Origin of the sequence: Amedibacillus dolichus DSM 3991 (genome assembly GCF_000154285.1) — a bacterium.
In the GTDB taxonomy this organism is placed as follows: domain Bacteria; phylum Bacillota_I; class Bacilli_A; order Erysipelotrichales; family Erysipelotrichaceae; genus Amedibacillus; species Amedibacillus dolichus.
The window spans coordinates 200253-224207 of the sequence record NZ_DS483478.1 but is presented as its reverse complement, the minus strand read 5'-3'; the positions used below and the strand labels follow the sequence as shown (position 1 = coordinate 224207).

24 protein-coding genes and 1 other RNA gene are annotated in these 23955 nt (G+C 37.7%); 2 read left to right on the top strand and 23 right to left on the bottom strand.

Annotation, left to right across the window (positions count from 1 at the left end; genetic code table 11):
- Positions 1-3: 3 nt before the first annotated feature.
- From EUBDOL_RS10540 to EUBDOL_RS10520, 5 genes are all read right to left on the bottom strand, one after another.
- Complete coding sequence (locus tag EUBDOL_RS10540) at positions 4-3201, bottom strand: FtsX-like permease family protein (protein WP_004800954.1); 3198 nt, start codon at positions 3199-3201, stop codon at positions 4-6.
- Positions 3201-3905, bottom strand: a complete 705-nt coding sequence (locus EUBDOL_RS10535; RefSeq protein ID WP_004800953.1) for an ABC transporter ATP-binding protein — start codon at positions 3903-3905, stop codon at positions 3201-3203. The genes EUBDOL_RS10540 and EUBDOL_RS10535 overlap by 1 nt, the downstream gene beginning before the upstream one ends.
- 295 nt (positions 3906-4200) lie before the next feature.
- Positions 4201-4509, bottom strand: a complete 309-nt coding sequence (locus EUBDOL_RS10530) for a hypothetical protein (protein WP_004800952.1) — start codon at positions 4507-4509, stop codon at positions 4201-4203.
- Between the two features lie 11 nt (positions 4510-4520).
- The gene (locus tag EUBDOL_RS10525; RefSeq protein WP_004800951.1) at positions 4521-5465 is read right to left on the bottom strand and encodes a TIGR03943 family putative permease subunit; all 945 of its coding nucleotides are present in this window, start codon (positions 5463-5465) and stop codon (positions 4521-4523) included.
- 1 nt (position 5466) lies between these two features.
- Positions 5467-6507: a CobW family GTP-binding protein gene (locus EUBDOL_RS10520; RefSeq protein WP_004800950.1), complete on the bottom strand. Its 1041-nt coding sequence runs from the start codon at positions 6505-6507 to the stop codon at positions 5467-5469.
- Positions 6508-6679: 172 nt separating this feature from the next.
- On the opposite strand from EUBDOL_RS10520, the gene EUBDOL_RS10515 reads away from it, so the two are divergent.
- Entirely contained in the window at positions 6680-7273 is a 594-nt protein-coding gene (locus EUBDOL_RS10515) for a hypothetical protein (protein WP_022420080.1), read from the top strand.
- A gap of 106 nt (positions 7274-7379) precedes the next feature.
- On the opposite strand, the gene EUBDOL_RS10510 is transcribed toward EUBDOL_RS10515, so the two are convergent.
- The 13 genes from EUBDOL_RS10510 to secG form a co-directional block, all read right to left on the bottom strand.
- Complete coding sequence (locus tag EUBDOL_RS10510; protein WP_004800948.1) at positions 7380-7598, bottom strand: hypothetical protein; 219 nt, start codon at positions 7596-7598, stop codon at positions 7380-7382.
- 158 nt (positions 7599-7756) lie between these two features.
- Positions 7757-7951 (bottom strand): DUF378 domain-containing protein, encoded by a 195-nt coding sequence (locus EUBDOL_RS10505; RefSeq protein WP_004800947.1) that lies wholly within the window; start codon positions 7949-7951, stop codon positions 7757-7759.
- 66 nt (positions 7952-8017) lie between these two features.
- On the bottom strand, positions 8018-9355 hold the full coding sequence (locus EUBDOL_RS10500; RefSeq protein WP_004800946.1) for an MATE family efflux transporter: 1338 nt from the start codon (positions 9353-9355) through the stop codon (positions 8018-8020).
- Positions 9356-9466: 111 nt separating this feature from the next.
- Entirely contained in the window at positions 9467-10801 is a 1335-nt protein-coding gene (locus tag EUBDOL_RS10495) for an MATE family efflux transporter (RefSeq protein ID WP_004800945.1), read from the bottom strand.
- Positions 10802-10881: 80 nt separating this feature from the next.
- Complete coding sequence (locus EUBDOL_RS10490; RefSeq protein WP_004800944.1) at positions 10882-11667, bottom strand: MerR family transcriptional regulator; 786 nt, start codon at positions 11665-11667, stop codon at positions 10882-10884.
- A gap of 215 nt (positions 11668-11882) precedes the next feature.
- Entirely contained in the window at positions 11883-12434 is a 552-nt protein-coding gene (locus EUBDOL_RS10485; protein ID WP_004800943.1) for a hypothetical protein, read from the bottom strand.
- A complete protein-coding gene (locus EUBDOL_RS10480; protein WP_004800942.1) occupies positions 12434-13207 on the bottom strand; it encodes a hypothetical protein in 774 nt (257 codons plus the stop codon). Before EUBDOL_RS10480 ends, EUBDOL_RS10485 begins: the two co-directional genes overlap by 1 nt.
- Positions 13208-13266: 59 nt before the next feature.
- Positions 13267-13884 (bottom strand): hypothetical protein, encoded by a 618-nt coding sequence (locus EUBDOL_RS10475; protein WP_040463828.1) that lies wholly within the window; start codon positions 13882-13884, stop codon positions 13267-13269.
- 666 nt (positions 13885-14550) lie between these two features.
- Positions 14551-14930, bottom strand: a transfer-messenger RNA (tmRNA) gene (ssrA, locus tag EUBDOL_RS11305).
- A gap of 50 nt (positions 14931-14980) precedes the next feature.
- Positions 14981-15436 carry an SsrA-binding protein SmpB gene (gene smpB / locus EUBDOL_RS10470; RefSeq protein ID WP_004800940.1) on the bottom strand — a complete coding sequence of 152 codons (456 nt, stop codon included), beginning with the start codon at positions 15434-15436 and terminating at the stop codon, positions 14981-14983.
- A gap of 16 nt (positions 15437-15452) precedes the next feature.
- The gene (locus tag EUBDOL_RS10465) at positions 15453-16577 is read right to left on the bottom strand and encodes a CapA family protein (RefSeq protein ID WP_004800939.1); all 1125 of its coding nucleotides are present in this window, start codon (positions 16575-16577) and stop codon (positions 15453-15455) included.
- Positions 16574-18700 (bottom strand): ribonuclease R, encoded by a 2127-nt coding sequence (rnr, locus tag EUBDOL_RS10460; RefSeq protein ID WP_040463827.1) that lies wholly within the window; start codon positions 18698-18700, stop codon positions 16574-16576. The genes EUBDOL_RS10465 and rnr overlap by 4 nt, the downstream gene beginning before the upstream one ends.
- Positions 18701-18805: 105 nt before the next feature.
- A complete protein-coding gene (secG, locus tag EUBDOL_RS10455; RefSeq protein ID WP_022420072.1) occupies positions 18806-19036 on the bottom strand; it encodes a preprotein translocase subunit SecG in 231 nt (76 codons plus the stop codon).
- A 334-nt stretch (positions 19037-19370) separates the two neighbouring features.
- Here secG and EUBDOL_RS10450 point away from each other — a divergent pair, with 334 nt between their 5' ends.
- Positions 19371-19898, top strand: coding sequence for a DUF975 family protein (locus EUBDOL_RS10450; RefSeq protein ID WP_050750100.1), 528 nt, complete (start codon positions 19371-19373; stop codon positions 19896-19898).
- A gap of 74 nt (positions 19899-19972) precedes the next feature.
- Here EUBDOL_RS10450 and EUBDOL_RS10445 read toward each other — a convergent pair whose 3' ends face one another.
- The 5 genes from EUBDOL_RS10445 to EUBDOL_RS10425 all read right to left on the bottom strand — a co-directional run bounded on the left by EUBDOL_RS10445 (position 19973) and on the right by EUBDOL_RS10425 (position 23890).
- On the bottom strand, positions 19973-20707 hold the full coding sequence (locus EUBDOL_RS10445) for a hypothetical protein (protein ID WP_004800934.1): 735 nt from the start codon (positions 20705-20707) through the stop codon (positions 19973-19975).
- 94 nt (positions 20708-20801) lie between these two features.
- Positions 20802-21323, bottom strand: a complete 522-nt coding sequence (locus EUBDOL_RS10440) for a hypothetical protein (protein WP_004800933.1) — start codon at positions 21321-21323, stop codon at positions 20802-20804.
- Positions 21324-21530: 207 nt separating this feature from the next.
- Positions 21531-22829: a phosphopyruvate hydratase gene (gene eno, locus EUBDOL_RS10435; protein ID WP_004800932.1), complete on the bottom strand. Its 1299-nt coding sequence runs from the start codon at positions 22827-22829 to the stop codon at positions 21531-21533.
- A gap of 67 nt (positions 22830-22896) precedes the next feature.
- Positions 22897-23652, bottom strand: a complete 756-nt coding sequence (locus tag EUBDOL_RS10430) for an HAD-IIA family hydrolase (protein WP_040463826.1) — start codon at positions 23650-23652, stop codon at positions 22897-22899.
- A 46-nt stretch (positions 23653-23698) separates the two neighbouring features.
- Positions 23699-23890: a hypothetical protein gene (locus EUBDOL_RS10425; RefSeq protein ID WP_022420066.1), complete on the bottom strand. Its 192-nt coding sequence runs from the start codon at positions 23888-23890 to the stop codon at positions 23699-23701.
- Between the last annotated feature and the right edge of the window lie 65 nt (positions 23891-23955).

The window sequence follows — 23955 nt, the reverse complement described above, 5'->3', positions numbered from 1 at the left end:
CAATTACTCCACTGATTTCAAAGATTCTACCATCGGGATTTTTTGCAGCTTACGATACATCACAAGATTAACAGCCATAGAGAATACAAGGGTGAGAATCAGCGCAAAAACAAATGATGATGCATCAATATTACGACCGAACATGATCTCCGGCATTTCTGCTAAATTCATGATCAAAGCATGAAGTCCGATTCCTAAGCAAAGACCGCATAAGCCTCCAATCAAGGTTAAAACAAGATTTTCACGATAAACATAACTAGCTACCTCTAGCGGATAGAAGCCTAGTACCTTAATGGTTGCGATTTCTCGAATGCGCTCACTGACATTTACATTTGTAAGGTTATATAGCACCACAAACGCCAGTAAGCCGGCAGCTCCGATCAACACATAAATAACAAAATTCAACGATGCAATCGTATCATCAAAGCTTTCCGCTACACCATGATAAAAGGCCATGGAGCTGACTCCGTCTTTTTCCATATAACGATTTCCCAGTGTGCTTTCGTTCTTATCGTTCACCTTATTCATCTTAATATAAAGAGCATTGGATACGTTTCGCTGCTGAGAGAGCTGTTTATAGTAAGCCGGTGTCATATACACATAATGTCCAACATAGTTTTCCATGATTCCGCTGATTTTCACATCTTTGCTTACTCCATCAGCAAGAGCAATGGATAAGGTATCTCCAACAGAAAGCTTCATATTCATCGCCAACTTTTCGGTAATGATTGCCCCATCATTTGCAAAACTTAACTCTTTTCCGCTCTTACGATTCGCAATTTTAACAAATTGTTCAAAGGCTGCGCTATCCTCCGGCACAATAACGCTTACCGCAGTATCTTCTCCGTTATCCTTTACCGTTGCATTTATTTGCATCAAAGCTGTTTGATCTTTAACAAGTGAATCGGATTTCAATTCCTCTATGATCGCATCTCGCTGCTTATACGTACTGTCGGCATCAAAGCTCAGCATTGCATCATAGCGCATGATTTCTTCATATTGCTTATCCACAACCTCACTGATGCTGTCTTGAATACCAAAGCCTGCCACCAGCAATGCCGTACACCCACTAATACCGATTACAGTCATAAAGAAGCGTTTTTTATAACGAATAATATTGCGTGCGGTTACCTTTTGACTAAAGGAGAAGCGTTTCCACAAGAAAGAAATACGCTCCAACAAAATGGTCTTGCCGCTCTTTGGTGGTTTCGGACGCATAAGCAAAGCGGGAACTTCCGTTAATTCTTTGTAACATGCCACAAAGGTTGCTAACAAGGTAACAGCAATTACACTTACACTAGAGGCAATAGCAAGTGGAAGCTGTAATACAAACTTTAATTCCGGTAGATTGTACATCAAATTCCAAGCATTAAAGATGACAGAAGGGAATAGAAGCATTCCTACAACACAGCCGATAATGCTTCCTACTACTCCGGCTACCAAGGCATACGCCAAGTACTTCATAGCAATCTTGCCATTGGAATATCCAAGTGCCTTATAGGTTCCGATCATACCACGCTGTTCATCGACCATGCGTGTCATCGTAGTTAAGCATACCAATGCACAAACGATCAAGAAAAACAGTGGAAATACCTTTGCAATTCCGTCCATGCGCTGTGTAACACTTTCATAATCACGATAAGCATAATGGGAATTACGATCCAACACATACCAGTTTGGCTGGGGAAGCTTTTGTAGCTGCTGTTCAGCAACGGAGAGCTCCTCTTTTGCCAATTCCAGCTCCTTTTCACCTAACTTGCGATTTTTTTCAAGCTCCAACTTTCCTTCTACATACGCCTTTTGACCGGTATCTAGCTTTGCCTGTGCAGCAGTAAATTCCTGCTGTGCCGTTTTTTGTCCGTTAGCTAATTGTTGCTTCGCTGCAACTAGCTGTGCTTTTCCGCTTGCAATCTGTTGTTGGAAATATTGTACCTTTTCTTCCATCTTAACAAGTGCTGCCTTAGTGCTTTCGATGGATTTTTGTGCTGCCGCTATGCTTTGCTCAAGCACCTTCTTTTCCGCTTCAAGCAATGCTCTTTCACTTTCACTTACATTGGGATCTGCCAACTGCCTTTCAATCTCATCAAGACGTTTTTCTGCTTGTGCTATTTGATTTTCAAACCCATCTAAAAGTGGTTGTATTTCTTCTTGCATCTGTTGTTTTAAGGCCACAACCTCATTGAGCTGTGCTTCATATTGCGCTATACTCGCTTCTCCCTGCGTTATTTGCAGCTGCATCGTTGTCTGCATCGTTTCAAAATTGGCTTTACTGCTGGTTAGCTGCGCTGTTCCAAGCAACAATTGATCTTTAGCGCTTTCAAGCTTAGCTTCTCCTTTCGCTATTTCATCTTCAAATCTGCTGACTCCTGCTTCATACTCTGCCTTTCCCTTATCAAATTCCTGTTGCGCAAGCTTTTGCAGCTCTGCATAACGGATATCGCTGCAATCCATACCGATACTTGTCAGCTCATTGCTTACCTTATCCACAACCTCAAAATAGGCATCGCCATAACTATCGTAAGCATCTGCCCCTTTAACCGTTACCAATACTTCTGTATAGTAGTCCGATACAAAATTCTCATCATCAATCATAATAAACAAATCAACTGTTCCATTTCCAATCGTACTTGTCCCTTTCGAGTAATTCAAGTAATCCGGTGTATAGGCTGTACCAACAATCGTATAGGTATCCTGCTTCAAATACTCACTAACCGCAGATTTCGTTCCGCTTTCCAAGGTAATGGTATCACCGATCCTATACCCCATATCTTTTAGCTCTTGTTCCTCCACAAGACACTCCTTTGGATTTTGCGGCATACGTCCGGAAATCAAACGTACGTGGTTAATATAATCAGGATCATCTTTATCTGTTTTTGGCAAAGATATGGCCTTTACAACATGCTGCGTTGTTCCCTTATGAGTTATAAAATCCATCGTATGCGTAGGCATAACCCCTTCTAAGCCATCAGCCTTGCGAATTGCTTCTACATCTTCCTTCGTAAAGCCCATACTTGACATCAAACGAATATCCATAAGGTTATATTCGCGAAAATAGTCATCTGCCGTATGCAGCATATCCGGCACACTGGCCTTCACACCGGCAAAAAACGCTGTACCAATCGCCACGATTGCCATAATGGAAAAGAATCTTCCCATACTATGACGAACCTCACGAAGAATATCCTTTATATATGCTTTCATCAATATTCAATCCTTTCCACTGGCAATGGATTTTCATTGATTTCAATACTTTCGATTGCTCCGTTGCGCACCTTGATGACCTTATCCCCCATCGCCGTAAGAGCTAGGTTATGCGTGATGACAACAACGCTGATATGATGCGATTTACACATATCCTGCAACAGCTTTAAAATCTGCTTACCGGTATTATAATCCAATGCTCCCGTAGGCTCATCGCATAACAAAAGCTTTGGATTCTTTGCCAATGCACGTGCAATCGCCACACGCTGCTGTTCCCCTCCGGAAAGCTGTGCCGGGAAGTTTTGCGCACGCTCACGCAAGCCTACTGCCGCAATGGTTTCATCAATATCCAAAGGATTTTTCGAAATTTGTGTTGCCAATTCCACATTTTCTTTGGCAGTTAAATTTTGTACTAGGTTATAAAACTGAAACACAAAGCCTATATCATAGCGGCGATAAGTTGTCAGCTCCTTATTGGAAAACTTGCTGATCTCTCGCCCATCAACAAAAATATCTCCGCTTGTACAGCTATCCATACCACCTAAAATATTTAAAATGGTACTCTTACCCGCACCACTAGCACCGGCAATGATCACAAACTCACCTTTATCAATAGTAAAATCAACACCTCGCAAAGCCTCGATTTCAACCTCACCCATCTGATAAACTTTTTTTACATTTTTAAATTCAATATATGCACTCATGGATATTCCCCTTCCATTGTTTTGATAGCTATATTATACTAAAAAAACCTACATTCAACACGTAAAAAACAGATTTCACACAAGCTTCACACATTAGCCGATAAAAATAAAGCGATTGTTATGATACAGTTTCTAGCGTTTGATAAAGAAACCTACTATACGCATCAACACAAAGCATGCTTGTACAAATTGATACGGATACTTATTCGTACGCTTCGATTGTTTCTGCTTTCATAAAAAGACCCTCCTTATCGATATTCTCGATAAAGAGGGCAGCTATTTCCTTACTTTTTGTTCACGAAGTCATATATTGCTGTCGATCGTTTAATTCACTGCGAACATCCTTATGCTCCAGCTGCTCAAGATATGCTTCATAAGCATGTCGAGCCAAAGCATAAATACCGCTTTTACGAAACAAAGCACAAGGACTATCCTGCTCTATCAGCCAATATTCCTCCATGGTATCACACGTAATTCCCCAAATATGCGTATCGCCATGTGCATCGCTAATAACCTCACTAAGCTCGATTTCCTCCACCTGTGCCGGTGCAAGAAGCTGCTCCGCATAGCTCATCAGTTGTTCTTTATGTAGTATATCCTTCATAAGCAATTCCTCTAATTAAAATACACAAGTTCATCGGCAAGCGGCTCTACTTCATGAAGTGCCTTAACATAAAGGATCGGTACTTCTCCATGGAAGTTCTCGTCATATTCTACTTCGATTTGCGCCTCGATACAAACCCAGCTATTCGGCAACAACTCACTTGCCTGCTTATAGTGGCACAACAAGCCGATCAAAGACGTATCATCTGCGCAACAAACCATTGCATAGCGTCCGAAAACAAAGGCATTACGAATCCCCTCAACATAAGGTGATACTACCTTCCCCTTTAACTGAACCGTTTTTCCTTCATATTTGCGTGGGTGTTCCAAAGCGTCCATGTACCATAAGCCATAGTCATCATCATTTATAACGATCGTATCGGCTTGTAAATCAAATGGAAGATCTTCATCACCAAGCTCTACGATTTCCCCATCAACGGTTTCATAAATAAGCTGTGCTCCCTTATTGATTGCCTTGATATTATTGCGTAAATACATCTTTTTCGTATCGGCACTGCAACGATTGAAAATGATAACCTCGGAATGCAAAAGCTGATCGTAGATCATGGAGCGCATATTGTTGATATAAAGCTGGAAGGTGGAAGCATCAACAGTAGAAAGAATCTGTACCAACACCCAGTCAAACGGCTGTTCGATTTCCATAAAGTTCGCCAAAGACCATGTTCCGTTAAACTCGATCATGACACGATCCGGTTCAATCATAGCATCGCATTTTTTTAAAAACGCATAGCTTAAATCCTCTTCCTTTTCTACAACAACTAAGGTTGTATTTGTTTTTGCCAAAAAGGCATCGTCATATTCCACCATGCCTTCCTCACAAACAAGCAGTAATGTTTTTTCCTCTTGTCCAAAGCCGGGATCTAATAAAGTATCCTTGATAAGTGTTGTCTTTCCGCTTTCTAAAAAGCCGGTAAATATATATACAGGTATGCTCATCTTAAGCCACCTTAAACAATTTTGCTAACGCTTCTTCTTGCAGCTGAGAGCCAATCACACAAAAGCGTCCGGTGTAAGAAGCAGCTCCGACACGGATTTCATATTCCTCAGGTACAAAGTCAAAATACAACCAAGTGTCATCATTGCTTTTTACCATTCCTTTTGCACGCAATACCTTACCATAGCATTCTTCCTCGTTTAGCTGTTTCAAAATTGTTTCCAATTCATCACGTTCATAAGTACGAGGTGTTTCCTTTCCCCAACTGCTAAATACCTCATCGGCATGATGATGGTGATGATCGTGGTCATGATGCTCGTGATCACAGCCACAGCTGCACCCTTTCTCATGATGATGTGCATGGTCGTGGTGATGCTCATGTTCCTTATGCTGATGTCCGCATACCGAACAAATATGTTCCTTTTCCATCAATTCTTTTTCCAACTGACAAGAACCATTCATAACCGCTAAAATGTCCTCACCGTTTAATTCTTCCCATGGAGTTGTAATCACATGAGCTTGCTCGTTCACATGCTTTAATTCATGTACGACAGCTTCTAAAGCCTTTTCCTCCATCATTTGTGTACGGCTTAATACGATCGTATTGGCATAAGCAATCTGATTATTGAAAAATTCCTTAAAATTCTTCATATACATCTTGCATTTTTGTGCATCTACAACCGTTGTATAGGAATTCATTTCCAATGCTGTTTCCGCTTGCACAGCTTGAACTGCTTTGATGACATCGGATAGCTTACCAACCCCACTAGGCTCGATAATGATACGATCCGGTGCATATTGTGCCAATACCTTTTTTAATGCCACGGAAAAATCGCCTACCAATGAGCAGCAAATACAACCGGAATTCATTTCACGAATTTCAATACCCGCGTCCTGTAAAAAGCCTCCGTCAATACCGATTTCCCCAAATTCATTTTCAATCAAAACCAGCTTTTCAGCTTGTAAACCCTCTGCAATCAACTTTTTAATCAATGTTGTTTTACCGGCACCTAAAAAGCCGGAAATAATATCAATTTTTGTCATGCTATCTGCCTTCTTTCTTTTCTATTTCGCATGCTTTCAACATGTGTTAGTATAACACCATGCCTGTATTCTTTCAATCCAATCGCCACAATTCCACACCATGAAATCCAATCTTCCTTTCGATGAAAAATATGATATACTTAATATACATATAAACAGGAGAGAGTGTATCATGAAGCTTCCAGTTCTTAAAGTAAATGCTTTACCCAACCTATACAAACATTGTTCTACGGTGTATGTTTTGCATATTGATTTGCCACCGCAAAGTGATGATTCCTTTATGCAAAGCTATTGGGAATATATTCGTGCGCAAATGTATCAGATTATCGAAAGCAACTTCGTTACCGCACAGGCAACCCGTGTATATGCGGAGCATGAGGAATGTATCGTTTTTAAATCCAATATCGAGCAAAAACAGCTAGCTGAATTTTTGGAATATCTAATGGCAGAGGTTGATGAATATCTTGACTCTGCACCTGAGCAAGCTTATCGTTTCGTGAAGGCAATGATTTTCGAAAAGGGAGCACAGGTCAAATTATTTAGTGCCAACAAAGTGGGCGATGATTTATTTGACAGCATGGCTTACGATCACTCTGTATTTACCTATCGACATCAGCGAAAATCCCGCAGCAAGCAGCTATGCTCACCGCAGGAATATCGTCCTATTTATGAACGCCAAATGAAAAAGCGGAAAGAAGTTAAAACGGTTGTAAAAGAAAAACAAAGTGAACCACAGGAAAACGGTTATATCGAATATTACATTTAAAGTGCTGCGGCACTTTTTTCATATCAAGGATACGGAGGGTAAAAAAAAGAACCATTTGCTAATCTGTCAAACATGCGTTAGCAAACAGTTCTAAACTGCATTTATCTTACATCATAATAGAAGGAACACCCATATAATGTCCAATACACATCACCGTAAAAGCACAAAGGAAACAAACGATCGCAAACACTTTGTTTCTTTTCGCAAACATCTCTTTATCTAACTTTTCACCCTTCATTTTTTCAATATATATTTGATATAGCTTTGCGTAAATCAATGTCAAAACAGCCGTTCCGATGACGGATACCAAAAGAATTGTTATCATACTTTAAATTCCTCCCTGCATATATGGATATTTGTTTATCTATATATCCTCTTTTCTTTCTGATTCAAAATATTTTCTAGTGAAAGTATAGCATACGTTTTTATAAGTGTAAATATTCACTATCTAACCATTAAAAAAGCGGCATTGCACCGCCCATCTTAATCATCAATTCTTGGATAAAGGGAAATCAGCCAAACACCACATAAACCAATTAGAACATAAATGGTTCTTGAAAGTATCGTATGAATACCAAACAATGTCGTTACAATATTGAAGTCAAACAACCCTACCAAGCCCCAATTCAGTGCTCCTACAATAACAAGTGTTAAGGCAATATAGTGTATATATTTCATAACAATCCTCCTTAACAGTTAGTATAGGACAAAATCAGTTTATTTATACATAAGCTTTTCATGATGCTAGATACTTTTATATTGTTGTTTACACCTTCTCCAATAATACAGAACCCCATATATATCCGCAAGTACCCAACCGATCGGAACTGCCAACCAAATACCCGAAACATTTAATGCCGTAGCAGACAACACATAAGCTAATAATACACGTGTTCCTAAGGATAATACCGTCAATATAACAGACATTTGCGGCAGTTCAATCGCTCGATAATAGCCATACAACAGAAACAACAAACCGATACCGAAATAAAAGCTAGCCTCTATGCGTAAATAATGCACACCTGCCGCAACGATTTTTGTTTCCTCTGCTGCTACAAAAATACAGATCAATTCCTTTGCAAACGTACACACCAAAATACTGATAATTGTCGTGAAACAAAACACTGCTACCAACGAGCTGCGAATTCCTTTTTGAATGCGCTCTTTTTTGCCTGCTCCATAGTTTTGTGCAATAAAGGTAGAAAACGCATTGCCGTAATCCTGCACCGGCATATAGGCAAAGGAATCAATTTTCACTCCTGCTGCAAAAGCTGCCATAATTACCGTTCCAAAGCTATTAACAAGACCTTGTACTGCTAAAATGCCTAAGTTCATCACTGACTGCTGAAGGCAAGTGTAAAAAGAAAAGCTGCCTAGCTTGTACATGATTCGCTTATTCCAACGCCGATGCTGTTTTTGAATATGCAATTCTTTACGATATATTAGAAAATAAAGCATGATACCGATACCGGATACATATTGGGATAAAACCGTTGCAATGGCAGCTCCTTCCACACCCCAAGCAAAGACGAGTACAAAAAGCAAATCCAAAAGAATATTTAAGATTGCTGAAATTGCTAAAAAAAGCAGTGGTGCCATGGAATTTCCAACTGCACGTAATAAATTCGCAAAATAATTGTATAAAAAGGTAGCACTCATACCGGCAAATATCCATAATAAATAAGACTGCATCATGGAGTATATTTCACTTGGTATATGCAAAAGCATCATAATTTCATCAATAAACAGATAGACAAGCAGATTCAAAATAAGTGATACTGCACCAATCAATAAAAAGGATAAGAAAAAACTGTTTTTTAATTCATCTATTGCTTTTCTTCCATATAAAATAGAAAAATACGCACTGCTTCCCATACATAAGCCTAAAATAATAGAGGTTAAAAAGACCATTAGTGTATAAGACGAACCGACTGCCGCCAATGCATTCGCACCTAAAAAACGTCCAACAATCAACGTATCGGCAATATTATAAAATTGTTGAAGCAAATTTCCTAGCATCAGCGGAAAAGCAAACATCAATAAGCGTTTGTTAATCTTTCCTTGTGTTAAATCTAACTGCACCTTTATCCCTCATTTATACAGCAATATCTTAACAAAATCGGCACTGCTTCACAATCCTTTTTTCTTTGGCATGGAAAAAGGCAGAATGTTCTTTCCTGCCTGATGTTCGTGTTATAAGCTATGTTTTGCCTCTGTTAAATGCGGTACGGTAATGTTCGGACTTTTTAAAATCAATGCAATGGAGCTAATCGTAAATTGTGCAATCGGATAGGCTGCCCAAATACCCGTTACTCCGAATAAGGAAGAAAAGGTAATCAAGAAGAATGGAAGAATCACACATGGCTCAATATATACTAAGAAACTGGAATTATACGATTTTTGTGTCGCATAAAAAATAGCGGAAGTCAAACGTGTGATACCGATTGCCGGAAATGCCAAGGCTGTAATCAAAAGTGCCATACGACATTCTTCATACAAGCCGGCATCAATACCAAACAAATAAGCGAGTGGCTTTACAAAAAGAAAGACGCTTACACATAGCAATAAAGAGCATACTATTGATAGGAAAAAGGATTTATGATACAGATAATGAATCTCTGCTTCTTTTTTCGCCCCAAAATAAAAGCTGAATAAAGGCTGAACTCCATCACCGATCCCTTGCAATAATAATTGTGCACTTGCCAACACATACGTAACGATGGAATAGATCGTAACGGCATCGTTGCCTCCATATTTCAATGCAATCCAATTTGTAATAATAATGACAACACAAGGTACTAATGTTTGTCCGAAAGGAGAGATTCCGGATATTACCATCTTTTTGATATGTTTTAAGGAAGGCCGAAAAAAGTTTAGTTTCATCGTTTTTAAGCGAGCTATCCATAGTACCAGCATACTTGATAAAGCCACGATTCCCTGTGCGATGATCGTTGCTAAGCCTGCCCCAAGCAAGCCCATATCAAAACGAAATACAAAGAAATAATCAAGGATAATATTGGTAATCAATCCCATGCTCATGCAAATTGTCGCTGCTCTTGTATAACCGTCATTTCGTAACAATGGATTGGTTCCATTTCCAATAACCGGTAAAATTCCGCCAAGTAGGATCACAATGATATAATCTCTCGCTCCTGCAAATAAGCTGCCTTTTGCGCCTAGGATATGTAACAGCGGTTCATGCACTGCCAAAAAGAAACAAGGCAAGCCAATTCCTGCCACAACCAATAAAAAAAGTGTATTTCCGAAATATTTGTTGGCATCGGCATTATCCTCTGCCCCCTTGGCACAGGACATACGAATCGCTCCACCGATTCCGACACCGATTGCCGTTGCATTCAAAACCACTTGAATAGGATACGCAATGTTAATCGCCGCCAAAGCCTCACTACCTACTGCATTTCCCACAAACAAGCCGTCAATAATGGAATAAAAACCACTTAGAAGCATTGCCAGCATTGATGGAATTACATAGCTCCAAAACTTTTTTGATATTACCTTACGTTCCATATTTCTACCTCCAACGAAGGATAGTATAAACCTTTGTCTAAGACCAAGGTCAAGAAGGTTTTTAAAAAAACACAGTATTTCTACTGTGCTAAGGGAATATAAAGCTCTGCATAATAGTTTTCTTTATCATGATAGAAGGTAAATGGTATCTCGCGTACAAACACCGTATTCGATAGCTTAAGATGGTGTTTTTCTCCATAAACAGTCATATAGTCCAACACACCCGGTGGTATTTCTCCATGCACCATCTTTATACGCATATATACACATTTTCCGTTTTCCAAGCGTTTGCGCTCCGCACTTTCCAAAGCAAGATCCTTTAATACATCGGATTCCAAGGTAACGTATGTCTTTTGCGGCTGCATATCCTTTATGTGATAGGTACGAAAAATCGAACAAAGCACAAATTCATCGGCACTGATTTGCTTGATTTCATGTTGAAAAAAAGATTCCTTGCTTTCTCCTTCAAAAAGCACCAACGATTTGGGAAATTGCTTTAATTCGCAGGTATGGCTTTGCTGCTCGGTTGAAGAATAAAAGGACTTTATATAAATCAGCTTTTTCAACAGCTGTTGCTCATACCATATTTTCCGTCTTGTTTCCTCTACCTTTTTATCTAACAAACTTAACACATGCGTCGGATTCAACGAAGAAGCCATCTCGCAAATATCCTTCATCGGTATATCCAAATGACGATAATAAATAATATCCAAAAGTTCTAACACATTATCCAAATGATACATACGATAGTGATTATGCGGGTGAAGTTTCGGGTGCACCAATCCTTTCTTTTCATAGAAACGAATCGCATCTGTTGTTAAGCCTAATAGCTTTCCTATTTCAGAAATCGTATAATAAGTTTTCATAACAGCCTCCAAAATATTGCTTCATGATCTATCGCCAGTATCACATATATCCATATTTATCCTATATTTCTACTATTTTGCTACTACTCATAGCTTCTTTTTTCATAAAGAGTGTAAAATAAGTATACTATATTATCCAAATATTATCTAAGCTAAAGTATATTCGTAAATGAAATACAATATAATTAAGAAAAAAGGAGATAGTGTAAAAACTATCAAAACATTTGTAGTATAACTTCAAATAATATTTGCAAAAAATACGACAGTGTAATAATTGAAAGTGGTGAAATTAATAAATAAAATAGAAAAAAATTTAAAACTAATAAAATAACGCTAATAGAATAATATTGATTTAAAAAAAACAATAAATCTAGTATTAAAATTGAAATTATCAATATTTTTCTCAACACTCGTAATATATAAAAATATTTACGGATACTGCCAATAGATTGAAAAAAACAATCTTTATCATTTTCTTTAATTTCAAAAAGGTGATGGCGTGGAATATTCATCAAAAATTTATGATTTTCTGGATAAATGAAAATACATTTATCTATTGTTTTATTTAAATTAAGGCAGATATTTTCTATGAAGTTTTGATCTTTTTTACCGACAAACACTTTTACATATTGAGATTCTATTAGAATATTGTCAGAGCCTATCACTGTGAATATGTCAAAATCGTTTTTTATTAATTCTTTTGCTAGTAGATCAAAATCATTCAATCTAATCAATTCGGCATCTATAAAACACAATTTTTTATACATTAATCTCTAACTTCCTCAAATTTATCAATATTTTTAGGAAAATTTAATTTGGGACAAATAGGATTAAATTTTACCAAATTATTCCCCTTTATTCTGTTTCCTTCAGAAATTACATCAAAAACTATATTTTCCTCTATAATATAATTGTCTTTTATAACATAAGATATATTAAACTTATTAACTTTTTCTATTATCATTTTGTTCGAATCGTCAGTAGTAGCTTCAATACTTTCCAAAATTTTTTCTATAATACCCTTGTTATCAATTGTTAATTTAATATTATATCTATCAGAATTCTTTTGAATCATATTTTCATTAATATTATCTAACGATACAAAAGACGAAGATAACATTGTTTGTATTTCTTTATTTATCGTTTCAGGCTTCGTTTCTTTTTTTTGTCTAATATCTCCATCATCTACCAATTCATAATTTCCATTGTACCAATAATTAGTATCCATAATTGATTGACCTGATTCGTTTAATAAACTATAACTATTTTCAGTTTTAACTTTTTCTGAATTAGCTCCTTCAACATTATAATTCATTTTTATTTGTATACCATTTTCATTGGTATAACTTGAAAATTTATTTATCAAAGAAAAATTTTTTATGCTTAAATTATTCTTTTGGGCAATTTTATATCTATCAATATTTGTATCGGCATTATCAACATTCATTGGAGTACTATCAACTTTTTCTGTAGATTTTTGACAACCAAATAAAGATGTTGAAGTAATTAATAAAAATAACATAATTTTTTGTATCTTCATAAATTTTTATCCTCCATTATATATGTTTGCGCAAGAATTTTCTTGCGCAAACATTAAATCTACATGTCACAGACATTTGCCTTATAAATATGTTGAGAACATACAGTATAAGTTGGAGCCATTATTTTACAGCTTAAAATTACACCACCTTTACAGGATACATACTTAATAAGTTTTCTTTTAGAAAATCCCGGGAAAGATCCACACTTTTTCCCCAATGTAGCAGAACAAAAATTCCCCTTATTTTTTTCAGTTTTTGTACTTGTACAAATATAAAATCCACATTGAACTCTACTTTTAGAAAAAGTGTCAATCATTATATCTGTACCATCTTGACTTTCTACAGCTGCATAAAGAATATCATTATTCTTATTTCCAACAAATATTGCTATATTATTATCATCTGTTTCACTCAATTTATATGCAATAGTAATATACATTTGATCTCCATCTTCTGCTACTCTTTCTAAATATACTCCTTTTACATCATTTCTAACTTTTTTAAATTCTTTGCTTTGTTCGACAGTTTCTTTAAATAAATTAATAACATTTTCATCACCATCAATAACAGTTTTATCATCTGGAATAGTATTTAAATTAGTTTCTTCAGCAAAGACAGGTGTAAAACTCAAAATAGACATGAAACAGATTAAAATCCCTTTTATAATTATTTTCATTAAATTACTCCTCCCATTTCTTGATAGACATTGAACCATCATTAGATAAACCATTTTTCTAATAATAGTGTATAAAAATTAGGAATTCCTTTTTCTTCAATAGAGAATAGAGGAAGATATATAATTAAGTCCAAACACTAATTGCATTTTATTATTTTCCCAAATCCATTTCATTAGAAAAGAACAATGATTTCAATAAAATATCAAAAAATAGATGAATGCAATAATTACATAATCATAATAGCTCCCTAATATATAAATAGTACTATTTATTAAATAGTACTATACTATTTTATTTTGTCAAGTTTCATCAATTTAAATCAGCAACAAAGAGTAAATTTGTAATATCAATAAAAATAGCTAAGAATGGTGAAGCGTTGTAGTATTTTATTCTTTCTTAATATATATGTTCAAAAAAAGTGCAAAACTCCCTATTTTCTTAAAAATCTTTCTTTCGCACATGTTTTCAAAGAACTTTTGGTCTGCAATTACTTTAGTAGGGTATCTCTTGTCGAAGATATTTTTATAATGCTAAAAATTCAAAATAAATCAAGTAAATAACTGTTTGTATAGCTATCTAAGATAAAACAAAAGAAAAAAAAGGCCGTACAGCCTAAGTGATGGTTTTATAATCACTTAACTGTTACGACCACTTTGATGACTTATTGGTGGAGGTGAGGGGAGTTGAACCCCTGTCCAGAAACAGTCCCACGTATAGATGTCTACAGTTTAGTCCATGTCAGCTACTCATTTGGTAATCACGGACAACTCCAAATGAGGTGTCTAATAAGATTTTCGTGAAGTATAGCTTAGACAATATACTCCCTTATCCTCTGTGTCTTAAGCGTGCGTATGTCCGATCAGAGAAGCAAGGGACATAGCCGGCTGCGAACCTATGTCGGTTAATTAGGCAGCGAAAGCTACACTCTGGTTTGCACCAAAGATGTTAGCAAATTTAGTTTTTCCGTTTAATTTCATTGGTTATTACGTAACCACTCGACTGCAATCTAGACCAAACATATCCCTGTCGAAACCAGTACACCCCCAATTTAGACAACACTTGTAGTTTACCACAACTTGCAGTAAACTACAAATGCTAATAACGATTTTTCATAGCTTTTTCGATTTCACGCTTGGCATCTTTTTCCTTTTGTGCATTGCGCTTATCATGCAGATCCTTCCCCTTTGCCAATGCAATCTCCATCTTTGCCAATCCTTTTTCCAAATAAACAGAAATAGGAATAATTGTATAGCCCTTCAGTTTTACCTTTTGTTCAAGCTTTAGAATTTCATTTTTATGCAACAGCAGCTTACGTATTCTTGTTTCATCATGATTAAAGCGATTTCCAAATGCATAAGCCGTAATGTGCATTTCCTTCACAAAGGCTTCATGATTGCGAAAGCTGATGTATGCGTCCTTTAGCTGTACATGACCTTGACGCAATGCCTTGATTTCCGTTCCTTGAAGCTGTATTCCGGCTTCAAAACGATCCTCTAAAAAATACTCATGTGATGCCTTGCGATTGAAGGCTATAACCTTTCTAGCAGACATGGCTACCTCCTCTTTCTTAATATACGATTTTTACCTTATCATTCATGATACTGTTTACACGTTCTATAAAATATTCCCGTGTTACATTTTGCCCTTCGGCCATAAGCGTATGCGTTGCGGCAAGCTCATTGGTATAATCCTTCAAGGCATACGTTCCATAGCGTTGATAGCCATTGGTGATATAGGTTATTGTAGGCCAAAACTCAACATCTTTAAAGGACACCTCATCTTTGGTTTTATTATATACCACCTTAAAACGTGCCATACCGCCAAGCATGCGGTCGCTTTGATCTTGGGCAGATAAAAAATTTCCTAAGGAATATATAACCAAGGTTTGATTTCCTTGTCTACCGGTCAAAAAATCCATCGGCTGAATCACATGTGGGTGCTCTCCGATAATCACATCGACACCTAAATCGCTCAAGAATTGCGCTAATTCCTGCTGTTCCTCACTTGGAGTAAACGAATATTCCTCACCCCAATGCATGCTTACCGCAATGATGTCGCTGTCTTTTTCCAAACGCTTAACATCAGCAGCTATCTTTTCCTTATCAATCAGATCCACAAGATATTCCTTACCTTCCGGTAACACATAACCATTCAAGCCATACGTATAGCCTAGAATACCTACACGAACACCGTTCTTTTCGATGACGGTATTTTGTTGCGCTTCTTCAAGAGAAGCATGTGTACCCGTTGTAGCAATATCGGGGTAATTCGTTCTTAGATATTGCAGCTGATTTAAGATGCCCTGTTCTCCGGCATCTAAGGAATGATTACTGCTGGTTGCCAACCAATTAAAACCTGCACTTGCTGCCCCATCTAAAACCTCATAAGGACCGTTAAAGGAGGGATAATGGCTTAAACCAAGCTCTCTTCCTCCACATATCGTTTCTTGATTCAGGTAAGATATATCAGCATCTTGTGTTAAATAATTGGTTGCTTCATACATATAGGTAAAATCGTTGTTGTATGTAAACAAAGCTCCGTGAATAAGATTGTCCCCTACCGCACTAAAACTTACCTCCGCAACAATATCCGGCTTTTCTTCTTTCTTTTTTTCTTCCTTTTGTTCAGGCTTGCTTTTTGCACCGCAAGCACATAAAAGCAGCACTGACACTATGATCCATAGCTTTTTCATACTTTCCCTCGTCTATGTTTTTTCTTTTTCTTAACGACCAATTCAAAATCAATTTCACGCTTGAAGCGATTTGCCGCAACACATACTACACGTACACGCTGTCCCATGCGATACACATTCGCACTGTGTTCCCCGATCAAGCACTTTGTTTCGTCATCATAATGATAATAGTCATCATCAATGGTTGAAATATGAACAAGTCCTTCTACGGTATTGGCAAGCTCCACAAACAGACCAAATCGAGTAATACCGCTAATCACCCCATCATACTGCCTATCGATGCGTCCTTCCATATATTCCGCCTTTTTCATATCTTCCACTGCCCGCTCTGCATCAATCGCATTGCGTTCACGCTCACTTGCCTGATATGCAGCATCTTCTATCCATTGCTCATCTCTTGCCATCTTTTCACTATCCTGTAAACCTTCAAAGAAATACTTTCTCAGCATTCGATGAACGACCAAATCCGGATAGCGTCGAATCGGTGATGTAAAATGCAAATAGTTTTTTAACGCTAAACCGAAATGTCCGATACAACGACGATCATAGCGTGCCTTTTGCATACTGCGAAGCATAAAGGTGGACAGTACACTGTAATTATTCTCTCCCTTAGCCTCCTTCAACATGGCTTGCAGTTGGGCAGGATACACATTTTGAATTCCTCCGGTAAATGTATAACCGAGGGTTTTCGCAATGCGCGCAAATTCACGTATCCGCTTAGGCTCCGGCTGCTCGTGGATACGAAACATGGAAGGAATCTCCAACCAGCGAACATGTGCTGCGACCGTTTCGTTGGCTGCAATCATAAAGTCCTCAATGATACGCTCTGCCTCTTTTCGTTCACGTAAAACGATATCTACCGGCTTTCCTTTCTCATTCACAAGAATTTTAGCCTCATTCGTATCAAAATCAATCGCTCCAAGCTTCTCTCTACGCTTACGAATAATACCGGAAAGCACCTTCATATCCAAGCACATCTTTAACAAATGCGGATATTGCTTCTGGACTTGCTCATCTCCTTCAAGAATCGCATTAACTGCCGTATAGGTCATGCGTTCATCGGAATTGATGACTGATGGATAAATTTGATAATCAATTACTGTTCCTTTGCGGTTGATTTCCATCATACAGGTCAGAGTGCAGCGATCGACCTTAGGATTGAGCGAACAAATACCATTGCTTAAAGCATGGGGCAACATCGGCACTACGCGATCCACCACATACACACTCGTTCCACGAGCATACGCTTCTTTATCCAAAGCACTTCCTGCCGTTACATAATGAGAAACATCGGCGATATGCACATATAAACGATACCCCTGTTCTGTTTTCTCAATGGAAATGGCATCATCTAAATCACGCGCATCTTCCCCATCAATCGTAATGGTTAAAAGCTTCCGCAGATCTTTGCGATTCGCATATTCCTTGGACTGTAACGCTTCGGGAATCTGCATTACCTCCTCCATAACTTCACGTGGAAATTCCGGAGTAATATCCTTTTCTAACAAAATAGATAAAATATCAATACCGGGGTCGTATTTATAACCGATTTCTTTTTCAATATGACACTTTAATGTACTGCCATAGCTGTCAATATGCACAAGCACCTTAGAATCATGAACCAAATGAAAATCATCATAATTGGTAATCTTAAACGGGCGATTGTATATATCCGCATCTGGTAAAAAATACTTTCTTCCTTCCCGCATTTTCACGACACCGACAACATTATTGATATTATGCTTAATAACCTCAACGATTTCTCCTTCACGAGATCCGTCATTATTTGTCCAACTTCGTGCATAAACCTCGTCTTGATCCAAAGCAAAACGCAGCTTATCAGGGGCAACATAAAAGCTTCCCTCATCATATTCCACAAAACCAAATCCCTTTGGATTTACACGCAGCTTTCCTACCACATAGCCCAATTGTTTACTGAAAAAATAACGCTCTCTTTTATCCCTTGCTAAAATATGCTCTGCCTCCAAAGCATTCAGCTCCTTCATCATTTCCACAAACAAGGCATGCTCCTCTTTATGCAATGTATGGCTTAGCTGTTCAACATTCATTCCTTTATAATCACTTTTTTCGATAAGTGCAAGCAGTTCCTCGCGCATCTTCATATCTATGCCCTCCTTCCTTATCATCTATTCTTATTATACCACTATCTTTGCTCCTCATGAGAGAAGCATAAACATCTTTTCAAAAGAAAAAGACCTTGCGGTCTTTTAATCTAAAATACGAACGATAATTACAAGCGCGAAGAATGCAATACCTGTAACAAGAGTAATATTGGACATCATTTTTTCTGCCCCTCGCTCTTTTACATTGGCAAATAGATTCAAGCCTTCGCCAGCACCGAATGCACTGCCCAGTCCATCGGATTTTCCGCTTTGTAATAAGGAAAGTATGATCAATATGACCGCTGTCAGCATCAACAAAATCTCTAAAAAGCTCATATTATCCTCCTTCCTGCGTGTTATCACTTTAAACATTATAGCAAATCCTTTTTTAAAATTCAATTATATTTCGCATATTTCCGAGTTAACCGTTAAAACATAGAATATTTCCACTCTACACTCTCCTTTTATACTATCTTTTGATCATAAACCGCTTAGAAGCATATGGCTCTTACCGATCGTCTTTCTTGTAAACATGCCATATCGTTTTCAATTTTGTGCCTTTTCATGCTATACTATACCATACAAAGCTTTGGCAAAAGAGCGACTTACACATCACTGGTCGTATCTTGCAGGTTTGACCTTAATTGTCCTTTTACTGAGCAGTGTTTCTATGCTTTTTAGCTGGATTCCGCTTATCGGTATCATTATTTCTATCTTTATCGCCGCTCCTTTAAGCATGTCATTAAATATGATTGTGAAGAAGTTGTTTTTAAAGGAAGATATTGCGGTAAACAGTGTGCTTGAAGGCTTTTCATTATTCGGAAAAACCATTGCTTTAGAGCTTTGGATAACCTTGTTTATCATGCTATGGTCGCTCTTATTGATTGTTCCTGGAATTATCAAAAGTTACAGCTATCGTCTTGCATTTTACTGTCTGATGGACGATCCAAACTTATCTCCAAAAGAGGCAATTCAAAAAAGTATGCGCTTGACAGTAGGTCATAAGCTTGATTTCTTTGTCCTAGATTTATCTTGGATCGGTTGGGCATTTGCCGCTACCTTCACTTGTGGTATCGGAAGCTTGTTCCTTATTCCATACACAAGGCTAACCGATTATATCACTTACCGTGCCATCAGTGAACAAAGTCTTGATCTTAGTGAAGAAGAAACTTTTGATAAAGAAACCTATACCTTATAAGCAATCTAAAAAGTTTTGTCTGTAAAATGCAGACAAAGCTTTTTTAATCTTAAATACTTGACTTTTTCAATTTCCTACTGTGCTTCCTTTTTCAAAAAAAACGCATTGCCTAAAAGTACCATTCCTATGGATAGCACAAGCCAAACCACCACAGAAACAGCTAAGCGTACTACTAAAACAGAAAGATGATGTTCCTTTTGCCACTGATTATCAAATGTATAAAACACACCGTTCATTTCTACACCATATTGCTTACAAATAGGAGCAAGGTAGCTTCTTGCCTGCTCACTGAGTCCTACCTTTTGACCAATCGGCAGTTTGATGCTATCTCCATTGCTTATAGCTGATGCTTCGATTTCCGATAGCTGCGCTAAAATATAGCTATGATCCGAAAGCTCTAAAAGATAATAGCGATTATAATCAATTCCCATAGTAAAAGCGGAACGAATGACCTCTGCTTTGCGACTGCCGGTTGTCGTTCTTCCCTTATAGGTTTTGGTTCGGTAATGCTTTACCCATGGCTTCAAGCTATAAACATCTGTCGAAATGATCCCAATCGGTTCTGCCGTTCTATAATCTCTTTCTCCGTTTATTTGTGTAAAATCTGCCGCACTCTTTAAGCTTGCAATATCTTCACCGGCAGGATATCCGGTAAAATTCTTTTCCGGGTGATCCTCAATATCACGCATCGTAACAGTCGATTGATCCTTTGGAAACAACCCTTCCGCATTCCAATTCACAAACCATAAAAACGCACATGCCAATGAAATAAGAGCACTCCCGAATAAAATAATCTGCTTTTTATTCATCGTACATCCCCCTTCTATCTCTTTCGTTTTCGTTCTGTTTACTATATTGATAAGCTTTTTATATCAAAATTATCTTTTTCAACATCTATTTCTACTAGTTTTCCACTAGTTTGCTCCTACGCTTTTTTAATCTCCAAAAAATCCATAAGCAAATCAAATAGCCTATCGGCAGTACAATCATACAAGCATAACGATACACCTGTCTTTTTACATACGTATCAACACTTAATTCTTCCTCCACAACGATATATTCCTCACTAGACTTCCTTGTAAATACCCTTTTCTTCACCTGTTTTTTGGCTTGTAGGATTCGATTCGCATCAGCCTTGCTATTACCGGTTTCCACCTTCCATTGATATACACTCTTTTCAAGCGTATGATAGTAAACCGCATAAATTGTTTTTGTAGGGTGAAGCCGTTTATCACGTCCGGTGGAAGTAATTTCCACTGTAATTGCAGAAACACGATAAGGCGTAAATGTATAAACCCCTTCGTCCGTATATTCAGAGGCTTGATGAATTCCACTTATCCCCTTTATCCCTAAGCATAAAAATGCTAAAGAAACAAGGAGTCCAATAATACTAAGATAGTATATGATCTTTTGACTTTTTTTCAAATGATGATTTCCTCCTAAACAACTATATATAGAAATAAATATACATTATTATAGCATAAGCATATACTAACGTCATTTCTTTCAACTTATCTCATATAACTTCCTTTTCCTATTCAGTGTATAAAACAATCAAACAACCGATTCCTTATATTTTCTTAGCGAAAAGCATATAAAAAGCCAATGACAAAGCATTGACCTTTCATTTTACTAATGTTTATAAATGTTATAGAAGGTGGATAGTCCGTGATACTGTGCTGTTTCTCCGAGTTCTTCCTCAATACGAAGCAGCTGGTTATATTTCGCAATTCGATCCGTTCTTGACATAGATCCGGTTTTAATTTGTCCGGCATTAAACGCAACCGCGATATCGGCAATCGTAGTATCCTCGGTTTCTCCACTGCGATGTGATACGACTGCTGTATAACCATGACGTTTCGCTAGCTCCATAGCATCAAAGGTTTCTGTTAATGTACCGATCTGATTTACCTTGATAAGAATAGAGTTTGCGATATCCTTATCAATACCTTCTTGCAAAATAGCAGGATTGGTAACAAACAAATCATCACCGACAAGCTGTACCTTTTTTCCAAGGCGATCACTTAGCTTCTTCCAACCGTCCCAATCACGCTCTCCTAATCCATCTTCGATAGAAATGATTGGATATTTTTCCACCAATTCCTCATACCAAGCAATCATTTCATCGGTTGTTTTAGAGCCTTGGTTGGATTTATTCAAATCGTACATTTTGGTTTCCTGATTATAAAATTCACTTGCCGCAACGTCCATGGCAATGCAAATATCCTTACGAGGCTCATAGCCTGCCGCAGTAATAGCCTCCATAATACATTTCAACGGCGCTTCATTGTCCTCTAAATTCGGCGCAAAGCCTCCTTCATCGCCCACAGCGGTTACTTGCCCTTTATCCTTTAATACCTTCTTTAAGGCATGGAAGGTTTCCACACCCATTTGAATAGCTTCCCGAATACTTTTCGCACCGACCGGCATGATCATAAATTCTTGAAAATCAACCGAAGAATCGGCATGACTTCCGCCATTGAGCACATTCATCATCGGCACCGGCAGTGTTTTAGCGTTAATACCACCTAAGTAACGATAAAGCGGTAAGCCATAATAAGCCGCAGCCGCATGCGCAACTGCCAATGAAATACCTAATATCGCATTTGCTCCGTACTTTGATTTATCCTTTGTTCCATCAGCCTCTATCAATGCTTGATCAATCGCTGCTTGATTGGTAACGTCCATTCCCAACACTACATCAATCAAAATATTATTCACATTTTCTACAGCCTGTAAAACACCTTTTCCAAGATAACGCTTAGCATCGTTATCTCGAAGTTCCAGGGCTTCTCTTTCACCCGTAGAGGCACCGCTTGGTACCATCGCACGACCCACAAAGCCGCTTGCTGTTTCTACTTCTACTTCAATGGTTGGATTTCCACGAGAATCCAATATTTCTCTTGCGTGGACATTCGTAATGATTGACATTTTATTTGCCTCCTTTTTATATGCTCAGTATAGCATTTTCCCACTTAAATACAAAGGCAGATGCTTTTTAAATAAGCTCACGCAAATCCTCAACGATTCGATTTGGATAAATCTGCAATCGTTCTGCATCTTCTTTGGAATGCACGCCACTGGTAACCATGATGCTTTCTACTCCGTTATCAACCCCTAATAAAATATCGGTTTCCAGATTATCTCCCAAAAGGATACAATCCTCCTTTTTTAACCCGAAATACTTTAAAGCTTCCTCTAAAATAGGTGCATACGGCTTACCGATTTTAGGTGAAGGCTTTCCTATCGCATATTCAAACATCGCAACGATCGAACCGTTACCGACATTAAAACCACCCGGTTTTGCTAATAAGCGATCATTGTTTGTTCCGATCAGCTGCGCTCCATGCAATAGATGATCCAAGGCTTTGGAATACTTTTCATAAGTACCTTCCACATCTAATCCGACAAACACAAAATCAGCTTGCTCCTCACATAAGGTAAAGCCACAGCTTAACAAAGCTTCCTTTAAACCATCTTGTCCTATGTAATACGCTTTGTTTCCTTCATAATGTGCTGCGGCATAACGAGCGGCAGCCATGGCTGAGGTAAAAAAATGTTTCTCCTCAATACCGGTAAATCCCATATTTACCATGTGTTCCACATTTTGTGCCAGTGTTCGTTTGGCATTGTTTGTCAAAAAAACAAAGGGCTGCTTACGTGCAAGCAGTGCATCAATAAATTCCTTGGCTCCCGGAATAATTTGTGAGCCACGATACATCGTACCGTCTAAATCAATTAAATATGTTTTCATGTTTTCCCTACTTTCCATATTTATCATATAGAAAGTTCAAAATTTGTCAAGATTTGCGCGGCTTGGACTTTTTCTTTTTCGGCTGTAACAAAAAAATTCCTAATAAGATAAACAGCAAGGGCCAATTATCCATGAAAAAAAGCAAACATTGTTCAATGGCTAAATCTATTCTCATATCCGGCTTCCACAGCAACAAAAGACCGCTGATCAAGAAAATCACACCTGCCCTATATTTCATTTTTCCACTTCCCGACCTTATTATAAAAAAAAGACACGACAAATTTTGTCGCATCTTAGCTTATT